A 12,716-nucleotide genomic window follows, 5' to 3' on the forward strand; every position below is an offset into this window, starting at 1 on the left:
GCGCCATAAATCGACGTTGTGTCACCGGCATGTTTGGTTGATATAACACAAAAAGTCGGAAGAATCAAGGTTTTGCTGCACGCGCGAAGGCCACGCGCCGTCGTCGCCTGTCAAGGCAGTTAATGTATCACGGCTGTTACGCGGCGTCAGGCCGCCGCAGCCGACAGGCTCGTCAGTCGCCTTCGCCGGGCTCGGGGGAGAAATATTTCTCGAACTTGCCAGTTTCGCCATCGAAATTCTTAGCGTCGGCCGGCGGCTCCTTCTTGGCGGTGATGTTGGGCCATTTGTCGGCATATTCGGTGTTGATCTGCAGCCATTTGTCGAGGCCCGACTCGGTGTCGGGCTTGATCGCGTCGGCCGGGCATTCCGGTTCACAGACGCCGCAATCGATGCACTCGTCCGGGTGGATGACGAGCATGTTCTCACCTTCGTAGAAGCAGTCGACCGGACAGACCTCGATGCAGTCCATGTATTTGCATTTTATGCAATTGTCGGTCACGACGTAGGTCATTGGTCGGCTCCGGGACGTCCCATTTTGTTGGGCTTTTTTGGTGAGGTAACGCCTTTGTCCGCCGGTGGCAAGGGCGGCCCCTGCCAGCGGTGCCGCGGTTTCCGGAATGGAATTCCGGAAGGCCGGCAAAGCGGGCGTTCGACCTTGCTCAATCGTCGCCGAGCAGGTGGTCGGTCTGGCGGCGTTCCTTCTTCGTCGGGCGACCGCTGCCGGCCTCGCGCAACGGCGGCACCGCATCCGGAAGCGCCTCGCCCTTGGGCGCGGGGGGCGGCGACACGTCCTCGTAGAGCAGGCGGGCCTCTTCGGCCGGGCCACGCCGTACGCCGGTGCCAAGGACTTTCCAGACGAAGATCCGCCGCTCCAGCGTGATGGTCAAAACGTCGCCCGGCCGGACCGTATCGGAGGCCTGCGCTGCTTTGTCGCGATTGATGCGGACGCGTCCGGCGACGACCAGCTTGGCTGCCAGCGTGCGCGATTTTACCGCGCGCGAGAAGAACAGCCACTTGTCGATGCGCTGGCGGGCATCAGTGACCATTGGACGAGCAGCTTACTTCTTCAGCTGGTCGCGCAACGCGGCGAGCTTGGCGAAGGGCGAGTCCGGATCGAAGCGGACCGGGCGTTCCTCACGCGGCTTTGGCTGGAACGCCGGCTTTGCGCCTTGGGCGCCGCCTTTGCCGTCCTGCCGGCCAGCCTTCCAGTCGGGCCGGTTTTCGCGCCGGTCCGGGCGTTCACCTTGCGGCTTGCCGGCGCGCTGATCTGCCGCGTCGCCTTGCGGCCTGGGCTTGAACTTGCTGCGATCGAAGCGCGGCTTGCCGGCGCCGTCGCGCTGGTCGTGGCGCCCCTGACGGGCGGGCCGGTCGCCCGGCGTCGGTTGCCCGCCGGCATCTACCGGCGCATCGCTGCGGCTGTCCGGCGCAGCTTGACCATTGCGCGCGCGATTGTCCCGATGATTGTCCCGGGGGCGGTTGTCATGCTGGCGATGACGCGGGCGCTGGTCGAAACGACCCTGCCGCCATAACAGGATGGGTTTTGGCTCCTCGGCTTCTGGAGCAGCTTCGCCGGCGACGGCTCCTGCCGTCGCTGCAGGTTCGGCCGGCGATGCTTCCGTAGTGTCGGAAACCGGCGGTTCTGCCGGTGCCGCAGCCTCAGTTTCCGCCCCAGGTTCCGCCGTTGGCTCGGCCGCCGGTTCCGCAGGCGCTTCAGCAGTCGCCTCCGCGGCGGGCCGGGTCTCTTGCGTGACTTCTGCCGCAGCTTCAGGGGCTGGAGCTTCCGCGACAGGCTCTGCCGTCGCTTCGGTCACAGCTTCGGCCGCCGCCTCCGCATCAGGAGCCGCATCCGACACAGGTTCCGAAGCCTCCGCCGGCGGCTCTGCCGCGGCAGATGCTTCCGCCATCCTCGCCTGCTCGACTCGCGCAGCCTCTTCCGCCGCCTGCTTTGCAGCGGCAGCTTCACGCGCGGCATTGTCCTGTGCTTCCAGCCGCGCCTTGACCTCGGCCGCCGGTTTGGCATCGGCGCGATAGCCGAGTCCCTTCAGGATTTCTTCCATGTCGTCGGCGGTGGCGCCGAGAATCGACATCATCGGCGGCGTCACCATGAAGGACTGGCCGTCATAGGCGCCGTCGGGGCGAGGGCCGAGGCCCGGCTTCCAGTTGGTCGCCGGCCGGATCAGGTCGGCCAGCCGTTCGAGAATATCGACGCGTACAGCACGCCGGCCAAGATTGCGGTAGCCGGCAAGCTTGTAGAAGGTCTTGTCGAAGGTCGGATCGATGACCACCGAGGTGCGGCCGGAGGCCAGTGCGTGAACGACATCGCCGAAGCCGGGCTTGTCCTTGCCGTCGTTTCTCAGCGCCCACAGCAGCATTATCAGCCCGGCCGGCGCCGGTTTGATCAGCGCCGGCACGAAGACATGGTAGGCGCCGAAGCGCACTCCGAGACGGCGAAGCGCCGCGCGGCCTTCCTGGTCGAGCGACTTCATCTCGTCGGCGATGTCGCGACGGTTGATGAGGCCGAAATGCTCGACAAGCTGGAAAGCGATGCCGCGGCCGATGCCGGTGATCTGCTCGGCATTCTTGAGATCGACCAGCGGCTTCAGCAGGGATTCGATCTGGAAGTTTACGAAGCGCTCGGCGCGCGCCGCAACCTTGTCGCGTGCCGGGCCGGTGAGTTGCTCGTCGGCCAGCAGAACCAGACGCGGCTTCAAAGCGTCTTCGCCGGCGACCAGCGTGCCGATCGGCGCGCCGATCCAGCGCAGCGTGCCATCCGAACCCAGCGCGATGTCGCCATTGGCCGAGGCGCCGAAGCGCTCGGCCCGCGCCTCGAACTCGGCGGCAAGCGCCTTCTGCGCCGCCGCCCGCACCGCCTTGGCGTCTTCGCCGCCGGCGCTCTGGTCGGCGGTGAAGCGGAAACCTTGCAACTCGCCGACGTGATGGCCTTCGACGAGGACGGTTCCGGTTGGGCTGATTTCGGCTTCAGGCATCGTGTTTTCTCTAAGGCGCCGCATGAGGACGGAAGTCCTGCGGTCTACAAAACGTTTCGTCAACCGCTCATGCAGCGCATCCGACAATCTGTCTTCGATTTCGCGCGTCTTTTCCTGCCAGTGTGCCCGATCGGCCAGCCAGCCGGGCCGGTTGGAAACGAAGGTCCATGTGCGGATCTGGGCAATCCTGTGCGACAGCGTGTCGATGTCGCCTTCGGTTGTGTCGGCACGGCGCACCTGCTCGGCCATGTAGTTCTCGTCGACATGGCCGTGCCTGGCAAGGTCCATGTAAATGGAGGCAATCAAGTCGGCGTGCTGGGCCGGCGCGATCTTCCTGTAGTCGGGCAGCGCGCAGGCTTCCCACAGCAGCGCCACGCGCCTGGCATCGGTGGTGAGTGCCCGCACGTCCTCGTCGCGCGACAGATGCTCGAGCGCCTGCGCGTCTACTGCCGGCAGCGCGCGCGTCAGGCCTTCGACCGGAGCGTTGGTCTCAATCGAGCGCTTCAGCGCATCAAGGTTGGCGAAATCGAAATGCGCGGTGCGCCACTGCAGTACTTTCACCGGGTCGAAATCATGCGCCTCGATTTTGTTGACCAGTTCATCATCCAGCGGATCGACCTGGCCGGTGACGCCGAAGGTGCCGTCGCGCAGATGCCGGCCGGCGCGGCCGGCAATCTGGCCGAGCTCGGCCGCCGTCAGGTTGCGGTACTGGTAGCCGTCGAATTTGCGGTTCTGGGCGAAGGCGACGTGGTCGAGGTCGAGGTTGAGGCCCATGCCGATGGCGTCGGTGGCGACGAGGTAGTCGACGTCGCCCGACTGGAACAGCGCCACCTGGGCGTTGCGGGTGCGCGGGCTGAGTGCGCCGAGCACGACGGCGGCACCGCCCTGCTGGCGGCGGATCAGCTCGGCGATGGCATAGACCTCGTCGGCCGAGAAGGCGACGATCGCCGTGCGCCGCGGCAGGCGGGTCAGCTTCTTCGAACCGACATAGGCAAGATGCGAGAGGCGTGGTCGCGTCACCACCGACACGCCCCGCAGCAGGCGCTGCAGAATGCCGTGCATGGTGGCCGCGCCCAGCAGCAGCGTCTCCTGGCGGCCGCGCAGATGCAGGATGCGATCGGTGAAGATGTGGCCGCGTTCGAGATCGCCGGCGAGCTGGACCTCGTCGATGGCAACGAAGGCGGCGTCGGTCTCGCGCGGCATCGCTTCCACGGTGCAGACCGAGTATTTCGCGCCCGCCGGCTGGATCTTTTCCTCGCCGGTGATGAGCGCCACCTTATGGGCGCCGACCTTCTCGCAGACGCGCGTATAGACCTCGCGGGCAAGCAGCCTGAGCGGCAGGCCGATGACGCCGCTTTCGTGCGCCACCATGCGTTCGATGGCGAGATGGGTCTTGCCGGTGTTGGTCGGGCCGAGCACGGCCGTCACGTCTCGACCCGACAGGATCAGCGGTTCAGTATGTTTCGGATGGATGTTCATCGGCCTGGAAATAAGGCTCTCTGCCTCGCATTGTCGGGAGCGCGCCCATATTGGCCGCGTATGACAGGCGACACATAGGGATTTCGGGCGCGAAGCGAAAGCGGAATATGCCGAGGGCAGGCCGATTGGTTGGTTCGAAGCCAGAAAATCTGTTCCCGATTAACAGTTGGAACGAGTCTGGAACGAATCAGCGACGAATCACTGACTCGCGCTGATTCAGGGTTTGTTCACGGCTACATCTGGGTTTTCTGTCGGCATACCTCACCACATGCTGAATCACGGAAACTGGCCCGATTTATGCAAGCGGCATCCAAGCGAGCACTGCGGTTAACCTTTGCCGGTGAATGGTCGTGGCTGGCCAACCTGCTTCGCACAATATTATGAAATTATTGATGTTTCCTAATGCGCTTTAATCATTTCGCGGGTGTTTTCAGCTCTCGCCGTTAACGCTCCGCTCAAAGCCGGAACGAATCGGCGACGAATCAGCGATAGCTGAAGTTTCTTGGTTTGTTCACCGCAACATGTTGTGTCGTGAACAGCTTTTCCACCGAGAATCCACAGGCTGCCGGGCGGCTTTTGCACAAGCTGCGAGTTTGCCGTTAACCTTTGCGTGCCGGATTGGGGCAGCGTGCTGCATCGAGATCTTGCAACGGGAAGACCGCTATAGAAACGGGCCGTTTTGCAGGCCCGTTCGTCCAAGCGAGGATCTGTCTCAACGTAAAGACAAACGATCAGGCGACGTACTGGCCGCCATTGGCTGATATGGTCGAGCCGGTGATGAAACCGGCATCGTCGGAAGCGAGGAAGACGACGCAGCGCGCGATCTCCTCCGGCTCGCCGAGACGGCCGACCGGGATGTGCGGGATGACGCGCTCGTTGAGGACCTTCTCGTCCATTGCCTTGACCATCTCGGTGGCGATGTAGCCGGGGCAAATGACGTTGACGGTGATGCCGGCGCGCGCGCCTTCCTGGGCCAGTGCCTTGGTGAAGCCGATATCGCCGGCCTTCGAGGCCGAATAATTAACCTGGCCGACCTGGCCTTTCTGACCGTTGATCGAGGAGATGGTGATGATGCGACCGAACTTACGATCGCGCATGCCGCCCCACAACGGATGCGTCATGTTGAAGACGCCGGAAAGGTTGGTGTCGAGGACCTCTTTCCATTGCTCGCGCGTCATCTTGTGGAACATCGCGTCGCGAGTGATGCCGGCATTGTTGACCAGCACCGAGACGGGACCGAGATCGGCTTCGATCTGTTTGATGCCGGCGGCGCAGGCCTCGTAGTCGGCGACGGACCATCTATAGACCGGGATGCCGGTCGCGGCCTTGAACTTTGCGGCCGCTTCTTCATTGCCGGCGTAGTTTGCGGCGACCGAATAGCCGGCGCTTTTCAAGGCGACCGATATCGCCGCGCCGATGCCGCGCGACCCGCCTGTGACGATTGCAACCTTTGTCATATGTCCTCCCGGGAAATGCAGATGACTGAGCGTTGAAGCGGTGGGGTTTGCCCTCTTTCCCTACTCGCTTTGCGCCAGCATCCTATTCGTATCGCTTATCTCATCACAATGCTTCCACGCACATGGCAACACCCATGCCGCCGCCGATGCACAGCGTGGCAAGGCCTTTCTTGGCACTTCTGCGGCGCATCTCGTAGACCAGCGTGTTGAAGATGCGGGCGCCCGAGGCGCCGACCGGATGGCCGATGGCGATGGCGCCGCCATTGACGTTGACGATGGCCGGATTCCAGCCCATGTCCTTGTTGACGGCGCAGGCCTGCGCGGCAAAGGCCTCGTTGGCTTCGACCAGATCGAGGTCGCCAACCGACCAGCCGGCCTTGGCCAGCGCCTTGCGCGAGGAGGGGATCGGTCCCGTCCCCATGATCTGCGGGTCGACACCGGCGGTCGCCCAGGAAACGATGCGCACCAGCGGTGTGATGCCGCGCCTTGCGGCTTCCGCTTCGGTCATCAGCACCACGGCGGCGGCGCCGTCGTTGATGCCGGAAGCATTGGCTGCCGTCACCGTGCCTTCCTTGTCGAACGCCGGCTTGAGCTTGGTCATGGCATCGATTGTCGCGCCGTGGCGGATGTATTCATCCTGGTCGACTACGGTGTCGCCCTTCCTGCCCTTGACTGTAAAGGCAACGATCTCGTCCTTGAATTTCCCGGCTTTCTGCGAGGCCTCGGCCTTGTTCTGGGAAGCCAGTGCGAACTGGTCCTGGTCGTCGCGGGTGATCTGGAACTGGCGGGCGACGTTCTCAGCGGTGTTGCCCATATGATAGCCATAGAAGGCATCGGTCAGGCCGTCCTTGATCATGGTGTCGATCAGTTTGAAATCGCCCATCTTGACGCCACCGCGTAGATGTTGCGCATGCGGAGCCATCGACATCGATTCCTGGCCGCCGGCAACGATGATCCTCGCGTCGCCCTGGGCGATCTGCTGCATGCCGAGCGCGATGGCGCGCAAGCCGGAGCCGCAGAGCTGGTTCAGGACCCAGGAGGTCGCCTCCTGCGGTACGCCGGCAGCCATTGCCGCCTGCCGCGCCGGGTTCTGCCCTTGAGCCGCGGTCAGAATCTGGCCGAGAATGACCTCGTCCACCTCCTTGCCGTCGACGCCGGCACGGACCAGCGCTTCCCTGACGGCGACGGCACCCAATTCATGGGCTGGGGTGTTGGCGAAGGCGCCGTTGAAGGAGCCGACGGGCGTGCGCGCTGCACTGGCGACAACGATGGCGTTGGAAGCGGACATGTTCTTCTCCAGGCTTTCGGGGAACGATTTCGGGTGCCGTCGGGGACTTTTCTTGCCCTTTCCACAACCCGAGTCAAACCCGAAATGGGCATGGCGTCCCACTGCCGCAAGCATGCCGCCCGTCGCTGCAACGGCGGCCCGTCCGTGCTGCGCAGCATAAAATGTTCCCGCACTGCACAAACTGCTTGGATTCATGACGCTTTTGCGCATATCCTTTAAAAAGGCGCAATCGTTACCGGCGGCTTACTTAAGCTGCCCGGTGTCCGGGGAGGATGCAGATGGCCGCAAAAGACGAACCTATTGTTATCAAGAAATATGCCAATCGCCGTCTCTACAATACGGGCACCAGCACCTATGTGACGCTCGAGGATCTCGCTGAAATGGTCAAAAGAGGCGAGGACTTTACTGTCCAGGACGCCAAGACCGGTGACGACATCACGCATCCGGTACTGACCCAGATCATCTTCGAGCTGGAGAACAAGGACGGGCAGAACATGCTGCCGATCCCGTTCCTGCGTCAGCTCATCGCCTATTACGGCGACCAGATGCAGATGATCGTGCCGAGCTTTCTCGAGCAGTCGATGCTGGCCTTCTCTAAGGAGCAGGAACGCTTTCGCGAGCAGATGAAAGATGCGCTCGGCAAGTCGCCGATGGACATGATGAAGATCGCGACACCAATCAAGGTGCTGGAGGAGCAGACGCGGCGCAACATGGAAATGTTCCAGAACGCCATGCGGCTGTTCACGCCGTTCCCGCCCGCGGGCTCGGCGCCGGCAGCAGCGCCGGCCGAACCGGCCAGGAAGGAAACGCCGGAAAAACCCGACGACCTTCAGGAGCTGAAGGAGCAGATCGCCGCGATGCAGCGCAAGCTCGACACCATGTCGTGATTGCCGGGGCGAGGCGCCGCGTCGAACCTTCGCTCAGGTGCCGCTGAGACTTCGCAAACAGCGCGGCTAGAGCTGCTCCGGCAGCGGCCCCTGGTAGCGGGCGCGTGGCCGGATCAGGCCGTTGCTTGTCACCTGCTCCACGGCATGCGCGGCCCAGCCGACGCTGCGGCCGAGCGCGAACAGGCGGAACGGCGCATCGGACGGCAAACGGAGGCTGCGCGTCAGCGCGGCCAAAGCGAAATCGACGTTCGGGCGCATGCCCGTTGCCGCAAAGGCCGCATCGCAAAGCCGTAACAGCCCATCATCGACATCTATCGCGGCCAGCAACGGTTCCGCACGCGGATCGCCGTCGGGATAAAGCGGATGGCCAAATCCGGGCAGCGGCCTGTCGTGACCGAGCCAGCGTCCGACAGCCGCATCCGGCCCCAATCTCTGCGCATCTTCCGCCAGCATCATGACCGCCTCCGCGGCGCCGCCATGACGCGGCCCGGAGAGCGTGGCGAGGCCGGCAAGCAGGCAGGCCGAAACAGGTGCGCCGGTGGACGCGGCGACCCGTGCGGCGAAGGTCGATGCGTTCAATTCGTGATCGGCCAACAGTACCAGTGAGCGGCGGATCAAGTCTGCGCCGGCCGCATCGAGGGACCAGCCCTGCGCCAGTCTTTCGTGCACGGCACCAGTTCCGGGAATCGCGCCGAGCGCCTGGGCCAAAGCGGCGATGGCGCCGGCCGCATCGTGGTTGAGCGAAGCCGATCTTCGGCCGAGCGAAGGCCGGCCGTTGGCCGCCAACGCGGCCAATTCCGCGAAGGCAGCCGGCCGGCCAGTTGCGCCGTTGCCATGGCGGCTAGCCGAGACGAACGACACTGGTGCGTCAGATGCCCAAAGCAGGTTTGCCGTCTGCTCCAGCGTGGCAGCCTCGCAGAGAGCAACCGCATCCTGGCCGCGATAGACAAGGCGGCCATGCAAAACGGTCGAGATCGTGGTGGCGATCGCCGGCTCACCCCAGGCAATTGCACTTTCGGCGATTGCCTGGGGATTTCGGCCACGAGCCCGGCGGCTCGCCAGCGCCGCGATGTCGTCGGCGCGATACTGGCTGCGGCGTGGATCCGCCCGGTCCGGCCGCACGCCGATGCGTCCGCGGCTGACATAGGCATAGAGGGTCTGGGCTCGCACCTTGAGACGCTCCAGGGCTTCGTCCCGCGTCAGCCACTCCGTCATGTCAGCCTTGGCATATTGATTCAGTTGATCAAGATTGATGGTCGAGTCACCAACCCTTATCTTCCACCCGGAAAGGGTCAAGGAGAAAACCAATGGCGAATGGGCTCGATGATGTGGTGGCGGCGGAAACGGTGCTCTCCGATGTTGACGGTCTTGGTGGCCGCCTGACCATCCGGGGCCATTCGTTGCCCGAACTGGCAGGCCACTGGAAATACGCCGAGGTGGTTCATCTGCTGTTCGACGGCTTTTTCGACGATCTTCCCGACGGCAGGGAGCTGGCGAACGCGATCGGTCGGGCGCGCAGCGAAGTTTTCGAGCAGATCACACCCTTGCTGCCGTTTCTCGCATCCGTCGATATCTACAGCGCGATGCGCGCCGGTATTGCCCTGCTGCCGGATGGTGACAAATTGTCGGACGCGCTGCGGCTGGTTGCGGCACCTGCCGTGCTGACGCCGGCCTTGCTGCGCCTGCAGCGCGGCGACAGCCCGATTGCGCCCGATAGCAAGGCCGATTATGCCGCCGACATGCTGCGGATGCTGACCGGCATTGCGGCCTCGCCTAAATTGGCGAAGGCGCTCGATGCCTATCTCGTGACGGTTAGCGACCACGGCCTCAACGCATCGACTTTCGCCACGCGCGTGGTCGCCTCGACGCAGGCCGGGCTTACTTCGGCGGTGCTGGCCGGGCTCGGAGCGCTCAAGGGGCCGCTGCATGGCGGCGCGCCAGGTCCGGTGATCGAGATGCTGGATGCGATCGAGGCGCATGGCGACGCCGCCGGCTGGCTGCGTGGCGAGATCGCGCGTGGCCGCCGCATCATGGGCTTCGGGCATCGCATCTACCGCGTGCGAGATCCGCGTGCCGACGTGCTGAAAGCGGTGGTGCGGCAACTCGGCGCCAAGGGCGAAGCCGGCCACCGGCTGGCGTTTGCCGAAAGCGTGGAGCAAGCGGCGCTCGAAGTGCTCCGCATCGCCAAGCCGTCGCGCTCGCTCCAGACCAATGTCGAGTTCTTCACAGCGCTCCTGCTGGAAGCGGCGGGCTTTCCGAAAGAGGCGTTCACCAACGTCTTTGCTGCCGGGCGCGTCGCCGGCTGGATTGCCCATGCGCGCGAGCAGCAGACGAGCGGACGGCTGATCCGGCCGCAGTCGCGCTATATCGGGCCGGTCCCAGACCTCGTCGCCTGAGGATTTTTCCCTCGCGTACTTGCGAAAACCGGTCGCAACAGCCGGTGCCGGACACCTCTCTCATCGGGACGAGAGAGGTCTACATGACAAAAATTTCATGTCATTGCTCCACACATCCGCTGTTCTTGGATGACAGAGAGCCTATATGCTGCAGTGCAGCATGGTTCACGGGAGCCCGCCTCGAAAGGAATAAAGCCGCCTTGACCGCCAGAAAAACCGCCATCATCACCGGTTCCACCTCGGGCATCGGCCTGGCCATTGCCCACGCGCTCGCGGCCGAAGGCTGCAACGTCGTCGTCAATTCCTTTTCCGACACCGCCGACGATCACGCCATCGCCGACGCAATCGCGAAGCACCACCAGGTGAAGACCGTCTACGTCAAGGCCGACATGTCGAAGCCGGCCGAGTGCCGGACTTTGGTGGCGAAGGCAGCCGAGGCATTCGGCTCGGTCGACATCCTGGTCAACAACGCCGGCATCCAGCATGTCGCGCCGGTCGAAAGCTTCCCGATCGAGAAATGGGATACGATCATCGCCATCAACCTGTCATCGGCCTTCCACACCATCGCAGCCGCCATCCCGTTGATGAAACAGGCCGGTGGCGGCCGGATCGTCAACGTCGCCTCGGCCCACGGCCTAGTCGCCTCGCCGTTCAAGTCGGCCTATGTCTCGGCCAAGCATGGCATTATGGGCTTGACCAAGACTGTCGCCCTGGAGCTGGCGCGCGACAAGATCACCTGCAATGCCATTTGTCCGGGCTATGTGTTGACGCCGCTGGTCGAGGCGCAGATCCCCGACCAGATGAAGGCCAACAAGATGGACCGCGAGACGGTGGTCCGTGAGGTCATGCTCGAAAAGCAACCGACCAAGGAGTTCGTCACCGTCGAGCAGGTTGCGGCGGCCGCGGTGTTCCTATGCTCGGATGCGGCGGCGCAGATCAACGGCGCGCACATCTCTGTCGATGGCGGCTGGACCGCTCAGTGAGCCTTCCAGCGGTCAAGGGCCACGCCATGCCGAAAAATGGCAAGGCGGAAGAGCCAAAGAAGATCAATGTCGCGCTGCAAGGCGGCGGTTCGCACGGGGCGTTTTCCTGGGGCGTGCTCGATCGGCTGCTCGAGGACGGGCGCCTCGACATAACGGCGGTTTCGGGCACCAGCGCCGGCGCCATGAATGCCGTGGCGCTCGCCGACGGCTTTGTCCGCGGCGGTGTCGAGGGCGCGCGGCGGAAGCTCGACGATTTCTGGCGTGCGGTGGCGGCAAAGGGCCGCTTCAGCCCGGTACAGCGCATGCCTTGGGACGTCGCCTGGGGCAATTGGTCGATCGAGAACACGCCCGGCTATTTCCTGTTCGATACGATGTCTCGGGTATTTTCGCCCTATGTCGCCAATCCGCTTGCCATCAATCCGCTGCGCGACGTGGTCGAACGTGAGATCGATTTCGACAATGTGCGCGCCTGCAAGTCGATTGAACTGTTCATTTCCGCTACCAATGTCGAGACCGGCCAGTTGCGGGTCTTCTCGGACGGCGAGATCGACCTCGACACGGTGATGGCGTCGGCCTGCTTGCCGCAATTGTTCCGTGCCGTCGAGATCAAGGGCGTGCCCTATTGGGATGGCGGTTATGGCGGCAACCCGGCACTGTTCCCGTTCTTCAAGACGGCGGCCACCGAGGACGTGCTTTTGGTGCAGATCAATCCGGTGGTCCGCGAGGGGACGCCGAAGAGCGCCAATGAGATCCAGAACCGCATCGACGAGATTACCTTCAATGCCGGGCTGTTGCGCGAATTCCGCTCGATCGCCTTCGTCAAGGAACTGATCGCCGCCGGCCGATTGCCGCACGGCGAATATCGCGACATCCGCATGCACCGCATCGATGCCGACGAAGCGTTCAAGGATCTGTCGGCATCGTCCAAGGTCAATGCCGAATGGGCGTTCCTTGCCTATCTGCGCGACCTCGGCCGCACCGCAGCCAGTGACTGGCTGGAAGAAAATTACGACGCCGTCGGCAAGCGGCCGACGATCGATCTGTCCGGCGAACTCGACGACGGCCTGAAGCCGGTGCGCGGGCCGGCGCCGGGCCGGCGGGTCAAGGAATTTCTTGCGGCGCGCAAGCAGCCCGAGGCTGCCCGCCGTCCGGCCTAGAGCCTTTCACGTTTTGATGGAAGCGTAGCCGGCGTTTGCGAAGTAGTTGTTGCATTCGGTTGCCTCGATCGTTTCAACGAGG

General features: G+C 63.7%; 10 protein-coding genes. 4 read left to right on the top strand and 6 right to left on the bottom strand.

Annotated features, from left to right (window positions below; translation table 11 throughout):
* Positions 1 to 172: 172 nt before the first annotated feature.
* The 5 genes from fdxA to NKI97_RS05550 all read right to left on the bottom strand — a co-directional run bounded on the left by fdxA (position 173) and on the right by NKI97_RS05550 (position 7,211).
* Entirely contained in the window at positions 173 to 511 is a 339-nt protein-coding gene (fdxA, locus tag NKI97_RS05530; RefSeq protein ID WP_352452512.1) for a ferredoxin FdxA, read from the bottom strand.
* 148 nt (positions 512 to 659) lie between these two features.
* Positions 660 to 1,046, bottom strand: coding sequence for an RNA-binding S4 domain-containing protein (locus NKI97_RS05535; protein WP_352833001.1), 387 nt, complete (start codon positions 1,044 to 1,046; stop codon positions 660 to 662).
* 12 nt (positions 1,047 to 1,058) lie between these two features.
* Entirely contained in the window at positions 1,059 to 4,466 is a 3,408-nt protein-coding gene (locus NKI97_RS05540) for a helicase-related protein (protein ID WP_352833004.1), read from the bottom strand.
* 731 nt (positions 4,467 to 5,197) lie between these two features.
* On the bottom strand, positions 5,198 to 5,923 hold the full coding sequence (phbB, locus tag NKI97_RS05545; protein WP_352452509.1) for an acetoacetyl-CoA reductase: 726 nt from the start codon (positions 5,921 to 5,923) through the stop codon (positions 5,198 to 5,200).
* A 103-nt stretch (positions 5,924 to 6,026) separates the two neighbouring features.
* A complete protein-coding gene (locus NKI97_RS05550) occupies positions 6,027 to 7,211 on the bottom strand; it encodes an acetyl-CoA C-acetyltransferase (RefSeq protein WP_352833007.1) in 1,185 nt (394 codons plus the stop codon).
* Between the two features lie 278 nt (positions 7,212 to 7,489).
* Here NKI97_RS05550 and phaR point away from each other — a divergent pair, with 278 nt between their 5' ends.
* Positions 7,490 to 8,098: a polyhydroxyalkanoate synthesis repressor PhaR gene (gene phaR / locus NKI97_RS05555; protein ID WP_023678449.1), complete on the top strand. Its 609-nt coding sequence runs from the start codon at positions 7,490 to 7,492 to the stop codon at positions 8,096 to 8,098.
* A 66-nt stretch (positions 8,099 to 8,164) separates the two neighbouring features.
* On the opposite strand, the gene NKI97_RS05560 is transcribed toward phaR, so the two are convergent.
* Positions 8,165 to 9,313: a citrate/2-methylcitrate synthase gene (locus tag NKI97_RS05560; RefSeq protein WP_352833009.1), complete on the bottom strand. Its 1,149-nt coding sequence runs from the start codon at positions 9,311 to 9,313 to the stop codon at positions 8,165 to 8,167.
* A gap of 92 nt (positions 9,314 to 9,405) precedes the next feature.
* Here NKI97_RS05560 and NKI97_RS05565 point away from each other — a divergent pair, with 92 nt between their 5' ends.
* The 3 genes from NKI97_RS05565 (at position 9,406) to NKI97_RS05575 (ending at position 12,634) form a co-directional block, all read left to right on the top strand.
* The gene (locus NKI97_RS05565) at positions 9,406 to 10,494 is read left to right on the top strand and encodes a citrate synthase/methylcitrate synthase (RefSeq protein WP_352833012.1); all 1,089 of its coding nucleotides are present in this window, start codon (positions 9,406 to 9,408) and stop codon (positions 10,492 to 10,494) included.
* A gap of 200 nt (positions 10,495 to 10,694) precedes the next feature.
* The gene (locus NKI97_RS05570) at positions 10,695 to 11,477 is read left to right on the top strand and encodes a 3-hydroxybutyrate dehydrogenase (protein ID WP_352833014.1); all 783 of its coding nucleotides are present in this window, start codon (positions 10,695 to 10,697) and stop codon (positions 11,475 to 11,477) included.
* A gap of 26 nt (positions 11,478 to 11,503) precedes the next feature.
* Positions 11,504 to 12,634 carry a patatin-like phospholipase family protein gene (locus NKI97_RS05575; protein ID WP_352613559.1) on the top strand — a complete coding sequence of 377 codons (1,131 nt, stop codon included), beginning with the start codon at positions 11,504 to 11,506 and terminating at the stop codon, positions 12,632 to 12,634.
* Positions 12,635 to 12,716 lie beyond the last annotated feature (82 nt).

The organism is Mesorhizobium sp. M0296, from assembly GCF_040321675.1.
Lineage (GTDB): Bacteria > Pseudomonadota > Alphaproteobacteria > Rhizobiales > Rhizobiaceae > Mesorhizobium.